The organism is Streptomyces dangxiongensis (genome assembly GCF_003675325.1).
GTDB classification, from domain to species: Bacteria; Actinomycetota; Actinomycetes; order Streptomycetales; family Streptomycetaceae; genus Streptomyces; species Streptomyces dangxiongensis.
Map to the genome: position 1 here is coordinate 6,979,308 of NZ_CP033073.1, position 17,892 is coordinate 6,997,199.

The 17,892-nt window shown below is 73.4% G+C and carries 19 protein-coding genes and 1 pseudogene; 13 read left to right on the top strand and 7 right to left on the bottom strand.

All coding sequences use genetic code 11. From position 1 onward, the window contains the following. Positions 1-142: 142 nt before the first annotated feature. The 5 genes and pseudogenes from D9753_RS31570 to D9753_RS31590 form a co-directional block, all read left to right on the top strand. Positions 143-518: pseudogene (locus tag D9753_RS31570) on the top strand (TlpA family protein disulfide reductase); the annotation flags it as partial. Between the two features lie 221 nt (positions 519-739). Continuing rightward, complete coding sequence (locus tag D9753_RS31575; protein ID WP_121790092.1) at positions 740-1,249, top strand: flavin reductase family protein; 510 nt, start codon at positions 740-742, stop codon at positions 1,247-1,249. A gap of 218 nt (positions 1,250-1,467) precedes the next feature. Then, positions 1,468-2,253, top strand: a complete 786-nt coding sequence (locus D9753_RS31580) for an electron transfer flavoprotein subunit beta/FixA family protein (protein WP_121790093.1) — start codon at positions 1,468-1,470, stop codon at positions 2,251-2,253. A 53-nt stretch (positions 2,254-2,306) separates the two neighbouring features. Further along, positions 2,307-3,269, top strand: coding sequence for an electron transfer flavoprotein subunit alpha/FixB family protein (locus D9753_RS31585; RefSeq protein WP_121790094.1), 963 nt, complete (start codon positions 2,307-2,309; stop codon positions 3,267-3,269). 159 nt (positions 3,270-3,428) lie between these two features. Beyond that, positions 3,429-4,727, top strand: a complete 1,299-nt coding sequence (locus D9753_RS31590) for a DUF6986 family protein (protein ID WP_121790095.1) — start codon at positions 3,429-3,431, stop codon at positions 4,725-4,727. 66 nt (positions 4,728-4,793) lie between these two features. On the opposite strand, the gene D9753_RS31595 is transcribed toward D9753_RS31590, so the two are convergent. Next, positions 4,794-5,843 carry a LacI family DNA-binding transcriptional regulator gene (locus tag D9753_RS31595; RefSeq protein WP_121790096.1) on the bottom strand — a complete coding sequence of 350 codons (1,050 nt, stop codon included), beginning with the start codon at positions 5,841-5,843 and terminating at the stop codon, positions 4,794-4,796. Between the two features lie 210 nt (positions 5,844-6,053). Between D9753_RS31595 and D9753_RS31600 the strand changes: the two genes are divergently transcribed. The 3 genes from D9753_RS31600 to D9753_RS31610 all read left to right on the top strand — a co-directional run bounded on the left by D9753_RS31600 (position 6,054) and on the right by D9753_RS31610 (position 8,850). Beyond that, positions 6,054-7,007 (top strand): ROK family protein, encoded by a 954-nt coding sequence (locus D9753_RS31600; protein WP_121790097.1) that lies wholly within the window; start codon positions 6,054-6,056, stop codon positions 7,005-7,007. A gap of 456 nt (positions 7,008-7,463) precedes the next feature. Then, positions 7,464-7,655, top strand: coding sequence for a hypothetical protein (locus D9753_RS31605; RefSeq protein ID WP_121790098.1), 192 nt, complete (start codon positions 7,464-7,466; stop codon positions 7,653-7,655). Between the two features lie 151 nt (positions 7,656-7,806). Beyond that, positions 7,807-8,850 carry an NUDIX hydrolase gene (locus D9753_RS31610; RefSeq protein ID WP_121790099.1) on the top strand — a complete coding sequence of 348 codons (1,044 nt, stop codon included), beginning with the start codon at positions 7,807-7,809 and terminating at the stop codon, positions 8,848-8,850. Positions 8,851-8,860: 10 nt separating this feature from the next. Here D9753_RS31610 and D9753_RS31615 read toward each other — a convergent pair whose 3' ends face one another. Together D9753_RS31615 and D9753_RS31620 are read right to left on the bottom strand one after the other, a co-directional pair. Further along, entirely contained in the window at positions 8,861-9,565 is a 705-nt protein-coding gene (locus tag D9753_RS31615) for an MBL fold metallo-hydrolase (protein ID WP_121790100.1), read from the bottom strand. Positions 9,566-9,626: 61 nt separating this feature from the next. After that, the gene (locus D9753_RS31620) at positions 9,627-10,982 is read right to left on the bottom strand and encodes a dipeptidase (protein ID WP_121790101.1); all 1,356 of its coding nucleotides are present in this window, start codon (positions 10,980-10,982) and stop codon (positions 9,627-9,629) included. A gap of 133 nt (positions 10,983-11,115) precedes the next feature. Here D9753_RS31620 and D9753_RS31625 point away from each other — a divergent pair, with 133 nt between their 5' ends. Continuing rightward, entirely contained in the window at positions 11,116-12,369 is a 1,254-nt protein-coding gene (locus D9753_RS31625; RefSeq protein WP_121790102.1) for a geranylgeranyl reductase family protein, read from the top strand. On the opposite strand, the gene D9753_RS31630 is transcribed toward D9753_RS31625, so the two are convergent. Further along, positions 12,353-12,808 carry a nitroreductase family deazaflavin-dependent oxidoreductase gene (locus D9753_RS31630; protein WP_121791390.1) on the bottom strand — a complete coding sequence of 152 codons (456 nt, stop codon included), beginning with the start codon at positions 12,806-12,808 and terminating at the stop codon, positions 12,353-12,355. The two genes, D9753_RS31625 and D9753_RS31630, sit on opposite strands and share 17 nt — an antisense overlap. Before the next feature lie 125 nt (positions 12,809-12,933). On the opposite strand from D9753_RS31630, the gene D9753_RS31635 reads away from it, so the two are divergent. Next, the gene (locus tag D9753_RS31635; protein ID WP_121790103.1) at positions 12,934-13,626 is read left to right on the top strand and encodes a TetR/AcrR family transcriptional regulator; all 693 of its coding nucleotides are present in this window, start codon (positions 12,934-12,936) and stop codon (positions 13,624-13,626) included. Between the two features lie 128 nt (positions 13,627-13,754). Here D9753_RS31635 and D9753_RS31640 read toward each other — a convergent pair whose 3' ends face one another. Continuing rightward, positions 13,755-14,036, bottom strand: a complete 282-nt coding sequence (locus D9753_RS31640; RefSeq protein WP_121790104.1) for a DUF6332 family protein — start codon at positions 14,034-14,036, stop codon at positions 13,755-13,757. 190 nt (positions 14,037-14,226) lie between these two features. On the opposite strand from D9753_RS31640, the gene D9753_RS31645 reads away from it, so the two are divergent. Next, positions 14,227-14,625 (top strand): MarR family winged helix-turn-helix transcriptional regulator, encoded by a 399-nt coding sequence (locus tag D9753_RS31645; RefSeq protein ID WP_121790105.1) that lies wholly within the window; start codon positions 14,227-14,229, stop codon positions 14,623-14,625. 26 nt (positions 14,626-14,651) lie between these two features. Here the strand turns inward: D9753_RS31645 and D9753_RS31650 are convergent, their stop codons facing one another. Next, positions 14,652-15,392, bottom strand: a complete 741-nt coding sequence (locus D9753_RS31650; protein WP_121790106.1) for a maleylpyruvate isomerase family mycothiol-dependent enzyme — start codon at positions 15,390-15,392, stop codon at positions 14,652-14,654. 220 nt (positions 15,393-15,612) lie between these two features. On the opposite strand from D9753_RS31650, the gene D9753_RS31655 reads away from it, so the two are divergent. Further along, positions 15,613-16,008: a luciferase domain-containing protein gene (locus D9753_RS31655; protein WP_163010845.1), complete on the top strand. Its 396-nt coding sequence runs from the start codon at positions 15,613-15,615 to the stop codon at positions 16,006-16,008. 70 nt (positions 16,009-16,078) lie between these two features. On the opposite strand, the gene D9753_RS31660 is transcribed toward D9753_RS31655, so the two are convergent. Then, a complete protein-coding gene (locus tag D9753_RS31660; RefSeq protein ID WP_121790107.1) occupies positions 16,079-16,861 on the bottom strand; it encodes a DeoR/GlpR family DNA-binding transcription regulator in 783 nt (260 codons plus the stop codon). A gap of 134 nt (positions 16,862-16,995) precedes the next feature. On the opposite strand from D9753_RS31660, the gene D9753_RS31665 reads away from it, so the two are divergent. Next, the gene (locus D9753_RS31665) at positions 16,996-17,877 is read left to right on the top strand and encodes an SIS domain-containing protein (protein ID WP_121790108.1); all 882 of its coding nucleotides are present in this window, start codon (positions 16,996-16,998) and stop codon (positions 17,875-17,877) included. Positions 17,878-17,892 lie beyond the last annotated feature (15 nt).

The following is a 17,892-nucleotide window of genomic DNA, read 5'->3' on the forward strand; positions in this document are numbered from 1 at the left end:
CCTGGAAAGCAGGAAGAACTCGCACCCCTGGCGGTATCGGCGCGCGCCGCCCATGGACCCGGCGGTCGGCGGGGAACCCTGCCGGAAGGCGGAAATTTCTGCGGTCCCGTGAACGCTTGTGCCCAGGACGACCGGACCGGCGGTGCTCGCGGCGGCGAGCGCGCGGGCAGTGCCGCACAAGCGGCGGAAGCGGGAGGGCGCGGGTGCGCGGGCGGGACGACGGCAAGCGGCTGGGAGCGGCCGAACTGGGCGGTGAACCGGGGGCGCGGGCCACACTGGTGCAGTTCTCCAGTGCCTTCTGCGCACCCTGCCGGGCCACCCGGCGCGTCCTCGGCGAGGTCGCCGCGATGGTTCCCGGCGTGACCCATGTCGAGATCGACGCGGAGGCCCGGCTGGACCTCGTACGCGCACTGGGAATCCTCAGGACGCCCACGGTCCTGGTCCTGGACTCCGAGGGCCGGGTGGTGCGGCGCGCCGTCGGACAGCCCCGTAGGGCCGACGTCATCGCGGCCCTGGGGGGAGGCGGTGTGAGGGGGTTTCGGCGCACGTGGCGGCGGCTTCCGGATCCCGGAACCCACTTGACTGTCCCCGCCACCTCTCGTCAGCCTGACCGTATGCCGACCGAACTCCTTCTCTACGGGCGGGTCCACGTCGACCTGGCCCCGCACCGCGAGCGCGCGCTGTCCGGACTGTTGAGCAGCCACGGCCCGTTTCCCCTCCCTCGCAGAAGGACAACTCCATGACGGCCACGCCCGGCCTCGGCACTCCTCGGCTCGCCTCCCCCGACCTGCTGCGCTCCACGTTCCGCCGGCATGCCGCCGGGGTCGCGGTGATCACCGCGCGCGGCGCCGCCGGCCCGGTCGGCTTCACCGCCACCTCCCTGACCTCCGTCTCCGCCGAGCCGCCGCTGATCTCCTTCGGCATCGGCACGGGCGCCTCCAGTTGGCCCGCGATGGCCGAGGCGGACCATGTCGGCGTGCACATACTCGGCGAGCACCAGAGCGAGCTGGCCGCCACCTTCGCCCGCAGCGGCGCCGACCGCTTCGGTGCGCCGACCGCGTGGCGCGACGGCCCGGACGGCGTACCCGTGCTGGACGACGTGCTGGCCTGGCTGGTGTGCCGGGTCGTCGGGCGCGTCCCGGCGGGTGACCACCGGATCGTGCTCGCGGAGGTCGTCCTCGGCGACCCCTCGGGCTCCGGCCGTCCCCTTCTCTACCACCAGGGCCGCTTCAGCGGCCTGCGGGATTGATCACGGCGCCCTCGCCTGCGCGGCGGTCGAATTCCGGTTACGCTGCGTTGCGAAGGTCACAGTTCAAAGCGCTTGCTTAGCGGGCAGGAACTGGGTGTACTGACGAGTAATATTTCGGTCGGAGCGCGCGGACGCCCCGACCGGGATCGGCCGCTTCGGGCGCCTATGCTGCCTGCAAGAGGCAGCCCGGAAATAGACGATGCAGTAGGAGAGCCGGCGTGAGCTTGAGGATCGTTGTCACTGTGAAGTACGTGCCCGACGCCACTGGCGACCGGCACTTCGCCGATGACCTGACCGTCGACCGCGACGACGTGGACGGTCTGCTCTCCGAGCTGGACGAGTACGCCGTGGAGCAGGCCCTCCAGATCGCGGAGAACGCGGACGACGCCGAGGTCACCGTCCTGACGGTCGGCCCCGAGGACGCAAAGGACGCGCTCCGCAAGGCCCTCTCCATGGGTGCCGACAAGGCCGTCCACGTCGAGGACGACGACCTGCACGGCACCGACGCCATCGGCACCTCCCTGGTCCTGGCCAAGGCCATCGAGAAGGCCGGCTACGACCTGGTCGTCTCCGGGATGGCCTCCACCGACGGCACCATGGGCGTCGTACCGGCGCTGGTCGCCGAGCGCCTGGGCGTCCCGCAGATCTCCCTGCTCTCCGAGGTCTCCGTCGAGGGCGGCACGGTCAAGGGCCGCCGCGACGGCGACGCCGCCTCCGAGCAGCTCGAGGCGCAGCTCCCGGCGGTCGTGTCCGTGACCGACCAGTCCGGCGAGGCCCGCTACCCGTCCTTCAAGGGCATCATGGCGGCGAAGAAGAAGCCGGTGGAGTCCTGGGACCTGTCCGACCTGGACATCGAGGCCGAGGAGGTCGGGCTCGACGGCGCGTTCACCAAGGTCGAGACCGCGACCGAGCGTCCGGCCCGCACGGCCGGCACGATCGTCAAGGACGAGGGCGAGGGCGGCAGGCAGCTCGCCGAGTTCCTCGCGAGCCAGAAGTTCATCTAAGGGCTCGCCCCCGCCGACCGCCCCTCAACCTCGTTACGCAGGAGAGCAATCCCATGGCTGAAGTCCTCGTCTACGTCGATCACCTGGACGGTGCCGTCCGCAAGCCCACCCTGGAGCTGCTGACGCTGGCCCGCCGCATCGGCGAGCCCGTCGCCGTCGCGCTCGGCAACGGCGCCGGCGACACCGCCGCCACGCTCGCCGAGCACGGTGCGGTGAAGGTCCTCACCCACGACGCGTCCGAGTACGCCGACTACCTGGTCGTCCCGAAGGTGGACGCCCTCCAGGCCGCCCACGAGGCCGTCTCCCCGGCCGCCGTGCTGGTCCCGTCCTCCGCCGAGGGCAAGGAGATCGCCGCCCGCCTGGCGCTGCGCATCGGCTCCGGCATCATCACCGACGCCATCGACCTCGAGGCCGGCGACGAGGGCCCGGTGGCCACCCAGTCGGTGTTCGCCGCGTCCTTCACCACCAAGTCCCGGGTCATCAAGGGCACTCCGGTCATCACGGTCAAGCCGAACTCGGCCGCCGTCGAGGCCGCCCCGGCCGCCGGTGCGGTCGAGGCCCTGTCCGTGACCTTCTCCGACCAGGCCACCGGCACCAAGGTCACCGGCCGCACCCCGCGCGAGTCGACGGGCCGCCCGGAGCTGACCGAGGCCGCGATCGTCGTCTCCGGCGGCCGTGGCGTCAACGGCGCCGAGAACTTCTCGGTCATCGAGGCGCTCGCCGACTCCCTCGGCGCGGCCGTCGGCGCCTCGCGCGCCGCGGTGGACGCCGGCTGGTACCCGCACACCAACCAGGTCGGCCAGACCGGCAAGTCGGTCTCGCCGCAGCTTTACATCGCCAACGGCATCTCCGGCGCCATCCAGCACCGCGCCGGCATGCAGACCTCCAAGACGATCGTGGCCGTCAACAAGGACGCCGAGGCCCCGATCTTCGAGCTGGTCGACTTCGGTGTGGTCGGCGACCTCTTCGACGTCGTCCCGCAGCTGACCGAGGAGGTCAAGGCCCGCAAGGGCTGAGTCCCGCCCCGCTGTAGGAGGCCCCCGTGACCAGTGCGCCAGTGCGGTCACGGGGGCCTCGGCGCATCCTGGACACGGTGTTGACCAGCGGGAAGCGCGCCGGATAACTTCATTCTACGGATTGTTGATTCCGGAAAGCGGAAAATCGGAGGGTGTGGGATGGGTCAGCAGGAGAAGGTGGCGACGAGCCTCGCGGGCGCCGTCAGCGAGGAGATCCGCGCCTCCCTCGCACCGGTCGACGTGGAGCTGGAACGCCGCTACCCCGGTGATCCCGGCACCCGGCAGCCCGTCCACACCGTCTACGTCCCCGGCGACGCCTTCGCCGCCGACACGGTGCGCACCTGGGGCGACCAGGCGCTGGCCCTGCTCGACGCCCACGCCCCCGACGCCGCCTCCCTCGCGGCCGTCCTCGGCCTCGCCGACGACCTCGCCGAGCCGGTGTACTCCCGCGTCCGCGCCAAGCTGGAGCGCGAGCCCGTCGAGGACCTGCGCGTCGACTTCGAGGACGGTTACGGCCCCCGCCCCGACGCCGAGGAGGACGCGACGGCGGCCCGCGCGGCCCGCCTGATCGCCCAGGCCTACCGGGACGGCACGGCCGCGCCGTACATGGGCATCCGCATGAAGTGCATGGAGGCCGCGGTACGCGACCGGGGCATCCGCACCCTCGACGTCTTCCTCACCGGCCTGATGCAGGCCGGCGGCCTGCCCGACCGCCTGGTCCTCACCCTGCCGAAGGTGACGTACGCCGAGCAGGTCAGCGCGTTCGTCCGCCTCCTGGAGGCCTTCGAGGAGGTCCACGGTCCGGATGCCGGCCGCCTCGGCTTCGAGATCCAGATCGAGACCAGCCAGGCCATCCTCGCCACCGACGGCACGGCCACCGTCGCTCGCATGATCCAGGCCGCCGAGGGCCGCGCCACCGGACTCCACTACGGCACCTTCGACTACAGCGCCTGCCTCGGCGTCTCCGCCGCCCACCAGGCCGGCGACCACCCCGCGGCCGACCACGCCAAGGCCGTCATGCAGGTCGCCGCGGCCGGCACCGGCGTCCGCGTCTGCGACGGCTCCACCAACGTCCTGCCGGTCGGTCCGACCGCGAAGGTCCACGACGCCTGGCGGTTGCACTACGGCCTCACCCGCCGCGCCCTCTCCCGCGCCTACTACCAGGGCTGGGACATGCACCCCGGCCACCTCCCCACCCGCTACGCGGCCGTCTTCGCGTTCTACCGCGAGGGCTTCGAACAGGCCGCGTCCCGCCTGACCCGGTACGCCCACCGCGCCGGCGGTGACGTCATGGACGAGCCCGCCACCGCCAAGGCCCTCAGCGGCTACCTGTTGCGCGGCCTGGACTGCGGCGCCCTGGACATCGCCGAGGTAGCCCGCCTCACCGGCCTCACCCGCGCCGACCTGGAGAGCTTCGCGGCCCCCCGGCGGGGCGACCTGACGGCCTCCGCGCAGTAGGGGGCGCGCCGGCCGAGGGCGAACCCTCCGCGGCCCGACGAGGGGCCGGCCGCCTGAGGGGGCGGATCAGTCCGCGGGCGGCAGTTCGCCCGAGCCGCGGGTGACGAGCCGGGTCGGCAGCAGGATCCGCTCGGGTGCCAGGAGAGCGCCGTCCAGTTGGCGGAAGAGCCGTTCGGCGGCGGTACGGCCCAGCGTCGCCGCGTCCTGTGCGACGACCGTGACCCCCGGCTGGAGCAGGTCGGCCAGCTCGATGTCGTCGAAGCCGACGAGCGCGGTCCGGCGGGAGTGCTCGGCGAGGACCCGGATCACCGTCACCGTGACCCGGTTGTTCCCGGTGAACACCGCGGTGACGGGGTCGGGCCCGGACAGCATCTCCTCCGCCGCCCGCCGCACCCGCTCCGGGCTGGTCACACCGAGGGACATCCAGCGCCCCTCGACGGGTATGCCCGCGTCCTCCATGGCCGCCCGGTAACCACGCAGCCGCTCGGCCGCGGTGTGGATGCGCGGCATGTCACCGATGAACCCGATCCGGCGGTGGCCGTGCGCGATGAGGTGGGCGACGCCGTCGCGGGCGCCGCCGTAGTTGTCGGACAGGACGACGTCCGCCTCGATCAGCCCGGCCGGGCGGTCCACGAACACGGTCGCCACCCCGGCCCTGATCTCCGGCTCCAGGTAGCGGTGGTCGTTCCCGGCCGGGATCACCACGAGACCGTCCACCCGGCGCGCGCACAGCGCCAGCGCCAGCTCCTGCTCCCGCTCCGGGTCCTCGGCGCTGGAGCCGTTGATCAGCAGGGCGCCGTGCGCGCGGGCGACCTCCTCCACGGCACGGCTGAGCGGGCCGTAGAACGGGTCGGCGAGATCCTCCAGGACCAGGCCGATGCTCGCCGTGCGGCCCTTGCGCAGCACGCGGGCGCTGTCGTTGCGGCGGAAGCCGAGCGCCTCGATGGCCTCCTGCACCCGGCGCTCGGTGTCCGGGGTGACCCCCGGTTCGCCGTTGACCACGCGGGAGACCGTCTTCAGTCCGACACCGGCGCGGGCCGCCACGTCCTTCATCGTCGGGCGGTTGCCGTAGCGGTTCCCGGGAAGGCGTTCTGCGCGGCGGGTGGTCTCGGGCACGGGGCGCTGTCCTGTCTCTCGTCCGTCTCGTCCACGGCGGTGGTGCGTGATCCGTGGTCCTGTATGAGGATGTGGCGTCGAGCATAGAGCCTGGACAACGTTGTCAGATGCGGGAGAGACTGTCCACCGCTGTCTCCGGCCTGCGCCCCCATCGCATGTCCGGCCTGCGACATCCTGCTTTCACGCTTCAACGGGGAGATCTGACTCTTGATGCACACCGACCTCGTGGCGGCCCTGGACATCGGCGGCACCAAGATCGCCGGCGCGCTGGTGGACGGCGACGGACGGATCCTGGCCCGGGCCCAGCGCGCCACGCCCGCCCGGCAGGACGGCGAAACGGTCATGCGGGCCGTGACGGGGGTGCTCGGCGACCTCGCCGGGTCGCCCCTGTGGGGACGCGCCGCCTCGGTCGGCATCGGCAGCGCCGGCCCGGTGGACGCCTCGGCGGGCACCGTCAGTCCGGTGAACGTGCCGGGCTGGCGAGAGTTCCCGCTGGTGGAGCGGGTCCGCGCGGCCACCGGCGGCCTGCCGGTCGAGCTGATCGGCGACGGTGTCGCTATCACGGCGGCCGAACACTGGCAGGGCGCCGCACGCGGCCACGACAACGCGCTGTGCATGGTGGTGTCGACCGGGGTGGGCGGCGGACTGGTGCTGGGCGGCCGGCTGCACCCCGGCCCGACCGGCAACGCCGGGCACATCGGCCACATCAGTGTGGACCTGGACGGCGACCCCTGCCCGTGCGGCTCGCGCGGCTGCGTGGAGCGCATCGCCAGCGGACCGAACATCGCCCGCCGGGCCCTGGAGCGGGGCTGGCGGCCCGGCCGCGACGGCGACGCCTCGGCCGCGGCCGTGGCCGCCGCCGCCCGTGCCGGCGACCCGGTCGCCGTGGCCTCCTTCGAGCGGGCCGCCCAGGCGCTGGCGGCCGGCATCGCCGCCACCGCGACCCTGGTCGAGATCGACATCGCGGTGATCGGCGGGGGTGTCGGCAAGGCGGGCGACATCCTCTTCACCCCGCTCCGCCGGGCCCTGGGCGACTACGCGGCCCTGTCCTTCGTGCGGCGGCTCACCGTCGTGCCCGCGCAGATGGGCACCGACGCGGGCCTGGTCGGCGCCGCCGCGGCAGCCCTGACGAGCAGGACGGACGCCACCGCGGTGAGTCTGTAGGCGCCGCCGGCCCGCCCGCCCGAGCGGCCTGGACCGACACCGCCCGCGCCACCGGTGCCGGGCGGATCGCGCCGGAGTGCGAGGCCGCATCCGGGGCGGGAGGCCGCACCCGGGGCGGGGGTCGCGCCGGTGAGGAAGCCCGCACCCGGTGGCCCGGGCCGGGGGCCGTCCCGCAGCCGGCGTCCTACGCCCCGCCTCTGCTCCCTTACGGCCGCCCCCGCCGGGCCGTCTCCGCCCCGGTGCGGTAGCTTCCGTCCCCCGCCGGGCCGTCTCCGTCCCCCGCCGGGCTGGCCCCGCCCCCCTGCGGTAGCCTCCGTCCCCGCCGGGCCGCCCCCGGCCCCCTGCGGTAGCCCCCCGCCCCCGCCCGGCCGCCCCCGCCCTCGCACGATCGTCCGACCGGGCGCATGCCCGGCGGGTTCCGCGTGACCCCCGGCCGGTTCCGTAGTTGAACAGGGCATGAAGAAGCGCAGCATGCTCGCCCTCGCCACCCTCGCCACCGGATTCGTCGTGGCCGCCGTCACCCCGTCCCACGCGGCCGAAGCGCGTCCCCTCGGTGCCCCGAGCGTCCCGGACACCCTCGACACGGCAGGTCACCTCGTCAGCCAGGACGGTCTGGCCATGGACGAGGAGGACCTCGGCCGGGGATGAGGCCGGCTCACGTACGGAGAGCGTGCCGGTGCCCCCGCCGCAGGGGGCACCGGCACGCTCCCGTGCGGGGACAGGCGCCCTCACCGGGACGGGGTTTCCGTGGCAGGGTGGAGCGGGCAAGCCACAGGGGCCAACAGAAGAGGGGGAGTCCGTGACCGTCGTCTGGATCAACGGCGCGTTCGGTGCGGGGAAGACCACCACCGCACGGGAGCTGATCGAACTGATCCCGCACAGCACGCTCTTCGACCCCGAGGTCATCGGCGGGGCGCTCGCACACCTCATGCCGCCCAAGCGCCTGGCCGAGGCCGGCGACTTCCAGGAGCTGCCGGTCTGGCGCCGGTTGGTGGTGGACACCGCCGCCGCCATGCTCGCCGAGCTGGGCGGCACCCTGGTGGTGCCCATGACCCTGCTCCGCCAGGAGTACCGGGACGAGATCTTCGGCGGTCTCGCCGCCCGCAGGATCCCCGTGCACCATGTGCTCCTCGCCCCGGCGGAAACGATCCTGCGTGAACGGACGGCCGGTCGGGAGACACCGCCCGACCTCCCCGACGGCGAGCTGCGGACCCGTCAGTGGTCCTACGACCACATCGAGCCCTACCGCGCCGCCCTCGCCTCCTGGCTCACCGCCGACGCCCACCTCGTGGACACCAGCGCCCTCACCCCGTACGACACCGCCGTCCGCATCGCCGACGCCGTCCGCAGCGGTGCCGTACCCGCCTGTGACATCGTGCAGACCCCCGAGCCGACCGCCGAGACGCTCGCCGCCGGGGTGCTGCTCTTCGACGAACAGGACCGTGTGCTGCTCGTCGACCCCACCTACAAGCCGGGCTGGGAGTTCCCCGGTGGGGTGGTGGAGCGGGGCGAGGCCCCCGCCCGCGCCGGGATGCGCGAGGTCGCCGAGGAGACCGGGATACGGCTGCGGGAGGTACCGCGCCTGCTCGTGGTGGACTGGGAGCGGCCCGCGCCGCCCGGCTACGGAGGGCTGCGGCTGCTGTTCGACGGCGGCCGGCTGGCGCCCGCGCAGGCGTCGCGGGTGCTGCTGCCCGGTCCGGAGCTGCGCGCCTGGCGCTTCGCCACCGAGCAGGAGGCCGCCGCGATGCTGCCGCCGGTCCGCTACGAGCGGTTGCGCTGGGCGCTGCGGGCGCGCGAGCGGGGCGCCGCGCTCTATCTGGAGGCCGGGGTGCCGGTCGGCTGACCGGCACCGGTCAGGCCGTGGCCGCCACTGCGCGCAGTGCGGCGGCGGCGCCTCCCACCACCGGGTCACCGTGCCCGAAACAGGCCACCTCCGCCTCGAGTCCGGCCAACGTCCGCAGGGAGGCGCGGAGTTGAGTGCGGTCGAGGTTGAACACCCCGGGCATCGGCGTTCCGTCGGCCGGGGCGGCGGCCACCGTGTCCCCGGTGAACAGCACGCCTTCGGCGGGCAGGAACACCGCGATGCTGCCGTCCGTGTGCCCGGGTACGTGGAGGACCCGGGCGCCGCCGCCGAAGTCCAGCACCTCGCCCCCCGACAGGGCGGTGACCGCGGCGGGCGGCACCGGCTCGCCCTGGGGCAGGTGCTCGGCCGCCGCCGCGTGGAGCGGCAGCTCCCACTCCTCGAACCGCGGGGGCGGGCCCGGGAGTCGGCCGCGTACGAAGGGAGCGTCCCGTTCGTGCGCCAGCACCTCGGCACCGGTCAGCGCGGCCAGTTCGCCGGCCCCGCCCGCGTGGTCCTCGTGGAAATGGGTCAGCACGATCCGTCGTACGTCCCGGGGGGCGCGCCCGAGCGCCGTGATCGCGTCGGCGACGGCCCGGCCGGAGCCGAGCGCGCCCGCGTCGATCAGTGTCAACTCGTCACCGTCGCGCCAGAGGTAGGCCTGGCCGACCGGGAAGCGCAGGAGGTGGAGGCGGGGGAGGAGCTGAATGACGTCCATGCGCCGACCGTAGGCGGGGCCCCGCCCGTCGGCGAGGCCCCTCTGCCGCGGGCAGAACGGTTCAGCCGGCCGCGTAGTTGCGCAGGAACAGCGCCTCGGCGACCGAGAGCCGCTCCAGTTCGTCGGGCGACACGCTCTCGTCGACCGCGTGGATCCACGCCTCCGGCTCGCTGAGCCCGATGAGCAGGATCTCCGCCTGCGGGTAGAGGCCGGCGAGGGTGTTGCACAGCGGGATGGAGCCGCCGTGGCCGGCGTACTGCATGGTCTCGCCCGGGTAGGCCACCGCCATCGCGTCGGCCATCGCCCGGTGGGCGGGGCCGGCGGTGTCGGCGCGGAACGGCTGGCCCTGCCCGGTCTGCTCGGTGGTGACCCGGGCGCCCCACGGGACGTGGGCCTCCAGGTGCGCCCGGAGCAGCTTGGTGGCCTCCGCCGCGTCCACGCCCGGCGGCACCCGCAGGCTGATCAGGGCGCGGGCGCGCGACTGCACGGAGGGGGTGGCGCCGACGACCGGCGGGCAGTCGATGCCGATGACCGTGACGGCCGGGCGGGCCCAGACGCGGTCGGCGACCGAGCCGGCACCGATCAGCCCGACACCGTCCAGCACCTTGGCGTCCTTGCGGAACTGCTCCTCGGTGTAGTCCAGGCCGTCCCACACCGCCGTGGCCTCCAGCCCGTCGACGGCGGTGGAGCCGTCCTCGGCACGCAGCGAGTCCAGGACCCGGATCAGCGCGGCCAGCGCGTCCGGGGCGGCGCCGCCGAACTGGCCCGAGTGCAGGTTGCCGGCCAGGGTGTCGACCTGCACCCGGACCATGGTCATGCCGCGCAGGCTGGTCGTGACCGTCGGCAGGCCCACCCGGAAGTTGCCCGCGTCGCCGATGACGATCGTGTCCGCCGCCAGCAGCTCGGGGTGCTGCTCGGCGTACTGCTCCAGGCCGCCCGTGCCCTGCTCCTCCGAGCCCTCCACGATCACCTTGACGTGCACGGGCACGCCGCCGTTCGCCCTGAGGGCGCGCAGCGCGAGCAGGTGCATGAGGAAGCCGCCCTTGCAGTCGGCGGTCCCGCGGCCGTACCAGCGGCCGTCGCGCTCGGTCAGCTCGAACGGCGGTGTGGTCCAGCCGGCTTCGTCCAGCGGCGGCTGGACGTCGTAGTGGGCGTACAGAAGAACCGTTTTCGCACCCTCCGGGCCGGGCAGCCGGCCGTACACCGACTGGGTGCCGTCCGGGGTGTCCAGCAGGGCGATGTCGGCGAAGCCCTCGGCACGCAGCGCGTCGGTGATCCAGTGCGCGGCGGCCTCGCTCTCGCTCTTCGGGAACTGCGCGAAGTCCGCCACCGACCGGAAGGCGACCAGCTCGGCCAGCTCCTCCTTCGCCCGGGGCAGCAGCGAGGCCACGGTCTCGGCGACCGGATTCGACGGCATGGGCACGCTCCTCGTGGGTGCGACGTTGTACGGGGATGAGTACTCCGATCCTCCCACAGCGGCCTGCGCGGACGGCCGCCGTAGGATGCGGGGGGACACTTCGGCGGCGGCTTGATCGGAGCGGTAGACCATCGTGAGCGGCGACAATTCTTCGGCGGACGACGTGCAGCAGGTGTGGGACGTCGTCGTGGTGGGCGCGGGACCCGCAGGGGCCTCGGCCGCCTACGCGGCCGCGGTCGCGGGACGGCGCGTACTGCTGCTGGAGAAAGCCGAGCTGCCGCGCTACAAAACGTGCGGCGGCGGCATCATCGGACCTTCGCGCGACGCGCTGCCGCCGGGCTTCGAACTGCCCTTCCGGGACCGGGTGCACGCGGTCACCTTTTCCCACAACGGCCGCTTCTCCCGCACCCGTCGCTCCAAGCAGATGCTGTTCGGGCTGATCAACCGGCCCGAGTTCGACCAGCAACTGGTCGAGCACGCCCAGAAGGCGGGCGCCGAACTGCGTACGGGCGTCACGGTGCAGCGCGTCGAGCAGCACGGCTCGGCGGTGCCGGACCGGCGCACGGTCGCCGTCGTCCTCCAGGGCGGGGAGACGGTGCTGGCCCGCGCGGTCGTCGGCGCCGACGGCAGTGCCAGCCGGATAGGGTCCCACGTCGGCGTGAAGCTCGACCAGGTCGACCTCGGCCTTGAGGCGGAGATCCCGGTGCCGGAGACGGTCGCCGAGGACTGGCAGGGCCGGGTCCTCATCGACTGGGGCCCGATGCCCGGCAGTTACGGCTGGGTGTTCCCGAAGGGGGACACGCTCACGGTCGGTGTGATCTCCGCACGCGGCGAAGGCGCCGCCACCAAACGCTACTTGGAGGACTTCATCGCCCGGCTCGGCCTGGCCGGCTTCGAACCGTCCCTGTCCTCAGGGCACCTGACCCGCTGCCGCGCCGACGACTCGCCGCTGTCCCGGGGCCGGGTGCTGGTCTGCGGGGACGCGGCGGGACTGCTGGAGCCGTGGACCCGTGAGGGCATCTCGTTCGCGCTGCGCTCGGGCCGGCTGGCGGGGGAGTGGGCGGTGCGGATCGCCGAGTCGCACGACGCCGTCGACGCCCGGCGCCAGGCCCTGAACTACGCGTTCGCGATCAAGGCGGGGCTCGGTGTCGAGATGAGCGTCGGCAAGCGGATGCTGGCGGTGTTCGAGAAGCGCCCCGGCCTCTTCCACGCGGCCCTCACCGGCTTCCGTCCGGCGTGGCGGGCGTTCCGGGACATCACGCAGGGCTCGACCACGCTGGGTGAGATGGTCCGTTCGCACCCCTTCGCCCAGCGTGCCCTGGCCAGGACGGACAAGACGCAGGCCGCGCCCGCGAAGGAAGAGGAACCCGTCAGTTCGGGACGGTGATCCGGAAGACCGGGTGGTCGGGGGCGCAGGCGATGATCTCCGCGTCGGTGGACGCGGCGGTCACCCCGGCGAAGTACTGGTTGACCTCCCAGCCCCACTTCTCCAGGTAGGTCCGCAGGAGGGGGAGCTTCTCGGCGTCGGGGAGCTCCACCGCGGTGAAGGTGCGCACCTTGCGCCCGACGCGCAGTTCGCCGCCGCCCGCGGCACGCATGTTCCGCACCCACTGCGAGTGGCCGCGCGCCGAGACGAGGTACTGCCCGCCGTCGTACGTGTGGGGGTTGACCGGGACGCGCTGCATCCGGCCGCTCTTGCGGCCGCGCACGGACATCTCGGCACTCCCCGCGAGGCTGAATCCGTGCCGGGCGAGCCAGCCGATCAGGCTGTTGAGACGGACGTTCAGCGGGCTGCCCTTGAGGTAGTACGGCGAAGACGACGACATGATGACCCCCACGATTCGGGAGAGCGGTGCTCTCGCTCGTCTCCAGTGTGGGGCACACGGCATCCCAGAGCAAGAGCGCTGCTCTCTTTTGTGTGCGCTGCTCTAATTCGTGGCACACTGCTGCCATGAGCACCGCACAGGGCGCCCGCGCGCGGGCCAGGCAGGAAGTCACCGCGGCCATCAAGGGGGCGGCGCGCGGGCAACTGGTCGCGGAGGGTGCCGCCAAGCTGTCGCTGCGCGCGGTCGCCCGCGAGCTGGGCATGGTCTCGTCGGCCGTGTACCGCTACTTCCCCAGCCGCGACGACCTGCTGACCGCCCTGATCGTCGACGCCTACGACGCCCTCGGCGAGGCGGTGGAACAGGCCCGGGACGCCGCCTCGCCCGCCCCGCCCCTGGACCGCTGGACGGCCGTGTGCGAGGCGGTCCGCGACTGGGGCCTGACTCATCCGCACGAGTACGCGCTGATCTACGGCTCGCCCGTACCCGGATACTCCGCCCCCGACACCACCGTCCGGGCCGCGGCCCGCGTCGGCCTGGTCCTCATCGACATCGTCCGGGAGGCCCATCAGGACACGGGCCTGGCCCTCCCGCCCCTACCCGCCGAACTGCGCCCCGAGGCGGAGCGCATGGCCGCCGACTTCGCCCCCGGACTGCCGCCCGAGGCCGCCGCGGCACTGGTGGCCGCCTGGGCCCAGCTCTTCGGGCTGGTCGGCTTCGAGGTGTTCGGACAGTTCAACCGGGTGGTCGAGGACCGCGCCCCGTTCTTCCGGCACGCGGCCGCCCGACTCGCACACGGGGTCGGACTGGCCCGGCCCTGAGCGGCGTGCCTGCCGGGGAGTGTCCGCGGCCGACCCGCCTGGGGGCATCCGTGTGCACGCGGCCCGGCCCACGCCGAGAGTCCGGGCGCCCGGGGTCGGTTCGGCGCGCCGGGGTCGGTACGGCCGGCCTAGCCCTCGTCGCGCGGCACCGGCCGACCGGGCCCGTTCTGCCGCTGGAAGCGCACCAGCACGCTCACCACCCGGGCCACGAAGACCACCGCGGCGACGGCCGGGCCCAGCCGGAGCAGCACCGCGGCCGGCAGGGGCGGCAGGTCGAACAGGAGCGCGGGACCGGCCACTGCTCCGAACAGCACCGCCGCCGCGAACGCGGCACTGACCAGCGCGTACCCGATCTCGACCGTGGCCGCGTCCCGTTCGGCCTTGGTGCGGCGTCCCCCGTATGCATACATTCCGTCAGTTTCACAGACGCGCACCCGGCGGACAAGCGTCTGCCGCCGGGCGCTCGCGCTGGTCCCGGACCGGTAGCTGTCGAAGGCGGTCCGCGAGGTAGAGGCCGGACCGACCGTGCATGCGCATGCATTGAGTGCAAATGCAATTGATTACGACGCAACAAAACCGTTTCTCTGCTACCGTGCGCTCATGGCGGCGAAGAAGGCCGAACAGGCGCTCGCGGAGCAGTGGCGGGACATCCTGGCCCTGCAGGCCCGCACCCAGTGCGAACTGGACCGGGAGCTGCACGTACACGGCCTGTGCGCCAGCGACTTCGAGGTCCTCGACCTGCTGGCCGAGGACGCCGCGGCGGACCACGGCTGCTCGTACCGCGTACAGGAGATCTCCGACCGCGTCCATCTCAGCCAGAGCGCGCTGTCCCGGCTCATCGGCCGCCTGGAGAAGGACGGCCTCGTCGAGCGGGCCATGTGCCCCGACGACCGGCGCGGGGTGTATGTGTCGCTCACGGCGAAGGGGCGCGCGCTGCACGCGGAGGTGCGGCCGGTCCAGCGCGCGGTGCTGGCCCGGATGCTGACCGACGCCGGCTGACCGACGCCGGTCGGCCCCGGCTGACGTCAGATTCCCGACCGCTCCTGCCACAACGCCGCGAGCGACGGGTCGCCGGTCACCTGCGGCACCTCCCTGCGGTTCCACAGGGCCAGATACAACTGGTCGGCAGGGCCCGCGAGTTCGGCCTCGGCCGCACCGTCCGCCGAGCGCACGCACACCGGTGGCTCGGCCGTGAGCCGCAGGGTCCACACCGCGTCCGCCCCCGCGTCCACCGCCCGCACCCGCAGCACGCGCGGCTCCTCGCTGCGCAGACGGCTGCGGGAGCGGGCGTGGAAGCCGCTCAGCAGCTCGTCGATGCCGTCCACCGCGAAGTCGGTCGCGATCGGGGACGGCGTACCCCCGCGGGCCGACTCCGCGTCGTACCGGTGCACGGTCGTCTCGTGCGCCTGCCGGCGGGCCCAGAACGCCAACGGTGACGGACTGGGCAGCGGCAGGAACGTCCAGCACTCGGTGCCGGCGGGCGCGGCGGTCAGGGTGTCCAGCAGCAGGCGGTGGCTCTCCCGGTACCAGGCCACCAGCTCGGCGCCGTCCAGCTCCGGCGGCTCCCCGGGTGGCCTGCCCTCGGTGTGCCCGTCGGCGACGATGCCGGCGGCCCACCGGTGCACCACACCGGTGTGCCGCAGCAGATCACGCACCTGCCACTCCGGGCACGTCGGCACCTTGGCGTCGGTCCCCGCCGCCCCGGCCGCCGCGGCCAGCAGCCGGCCCTCACGGTGCAGGGTCTCGAGATACTCAGCAGTCTCCATGGGGCCGAGTGTGCCGGATGGACTGAACCGCAACGAGGCCGGGGTACACGTGTGTTGGGGGCAGCGGGGCGCCGCGGCGTGCCCGGGGCGATCCCGGTCCGGGGCAGTCGCGTTCGGGATGCGGACACGTGTGCGGGTTTTGAACCGCGCTGTGGATACAGGTCGGTTAATGCTTGCGCACGACCTGGTTGCGGGCGGGTGAGCGCGCCATGATGGGCCCATGACGTTGGCCTTCCGCGCGCTCGCGCAACTGGCGACCTGGCCGGACCTGAGACCGGCCGTCCCGAGCTGCGGGCTCGGGCAGGCGGTGTGTTCGACACGGGGCGAGATCGCCCACTTCCACTCCGAGCGCGACGTCGACCTACGGCTCACCGACCGGGCCATCCGGCGGTTCGCCAAGGACCTCAGGGGGTCGGGGCCGATCAGGATCGTGCCCGGCTCGCAGTGGGTGACCCTGCGGCTCGACGCCGCCAGCGACGTCGATCTGCTGCTGACCCTGGTGAGCGTGGCCCTCCAGGCGGAGCTGACCTGGCCCGACCCGGCCGACCGGCCGCTGATCGGCTGCAACGACCAGCGGGGCGCCGGGTTCGTGAGCGCCGACCACGGCGCCTTCTGAGGCGAACCCCGGCTGCCGGGCCGGAGTCGGCGGTGTTCCGGCGGGCCCGTCCCGGCGGCGCGCACCGGTCTCACACCGTCAGCACGCGGATGCCCGCCTCCTCGAACCGCCGTACCGTCTCCGCCGGCACCGCCGCGTCCGTCACCAGGGTGTCCACCAGCTCCGCCCCGCAGATCCGGGCGAACGCCCGGCGCCCCAGCTTGCTGGAGTCCGCGGCGACCACCACCCGCTCGGCGCGCTCGCACAGCAGCCGGTTGATCGCCGCCTCCGCCTCGTCGTGCGCCGCCGCGCCGTGCGTGACATCGAAGCCGACGACTCCCAGCACCGCAACGTCGAGCGTGATCTGGCCCAGCACCCCGTCCGCCAGCGGGCCGATGAGTTCGTACGACTGGGCGCGTGCCACCCCACCCGTCACCACGATCTTGAACTGGGGTCGTACGGCCAGCTCGTTGGCGATGTTGAGCGCGTTGGTGACGACGGTCAGCGCCGGCGAGCCGGTACCCAGGTCGCCGCGGACGGCCAGCGCGCGGGCCACCTCCGTGGTGGTCGTGCCGCCGGTCAGCCCCACCGCCTCGCCCGGCGCCGCGACGAGTCCGGCCACCGCCTTGGCGATGCGCTGCTTCTCGGAGGCGCGGCGGGCCGTCTTGTAGCGCAGCGGCAGTTCGTACGACACCCCGTGCACCACCGCTCCGCCCCGGGTGCGGACCAGCATCTGCTGCTCGGCGAGCTGGTCGAGGTCGCGGCGGATCGTGGCCGCCGACACCGCCAGTTCGGCCGCCGCCTCCTCGACCTCCAGCCGGCCGCGTTCGACGAGCAGTTCCAGCAGCGCCTTCCAGCGGGCGTCCCGGGACATCCGCAGCCTCCGTTCCCTGACCGTCTTGGATCTCCCGGCGACCCTAGCGCACCCGGCATCGCGCTCGAATGCTTGATTGTGCTCGAAAGATCGCTATATCTTGCAGAAACAATCAGCTAGGGGAGGGTGTGGGCATGACCCATGTCGAGAACGAGCTGAAGAGCCAGCCGGAGTGCTGGATACGGGCGGCCGAGCAGGCGGGACGCCACCGGGGCGCGCTGCCGGAGCCGGGGGAACGGGTCGCCGTCGTCGGGTGCGGGACCTCGTACTTCATGGCCCAGGCCGTCGCCGCTCTGCGCGAGGGCGCGGGGCAGGGGGAGACCGACGCGTTCGCCGCTTCCGAGTTCCCGTCCGGGCGGTCGTACGACCGGGTCCTCGCCCTCACCCGCTCCGGCACCACCACCGAAGTACTGGACGTGCTGGCGAAGTTGAGCGGACGGACACGCACCACCGCCGTCACCGCCGATCCGGACAGCCCGGTCGTGTCGACCGCCGACGATCTCCTGGTGCTCGACTTCGCCGACGAGCGCTCCGTCGTCCAGACCCGGTTCGCCACCACCGCGCTCACGCTCCTGCGCGCCCACCTCGGGCTGCACACCGACGCCGTCGTCGCCGACGCGCGCACCGCCCTCACCACCGCGCTGCCCCACGCACTCGTGGACCGCGCCCAGTTCACCTTCCTCGGGCGCGGCTGGACCGTCGGACTCGCCAACGAGGCCGCGCTGAAGCTGCGCGAGGCCTCCCTCGCCTGGACGGAGGCCTACCCGGCGATGGAGTACCGGCACGGCCCTATCAGCGTCACCACCGACGGCACGGCCACCTGGATGCTCGGTACGGCACCCGCAGGCCTGGCCGAACAGGTACGCGCCACCGGGGCGTTGTGGATCGAGGGCGGACTCGACCCGCTCGCCGAACTCGTCCGCGTACAGCGGCTCGCGGTGGCCGTCGCCGCCGCCCGGGGCCTGGACCCCGACCGGCCGCGCCATCTGACCCGCTCGGTGATCCTCGCCTCCTGAACCCACCGGCCCCGT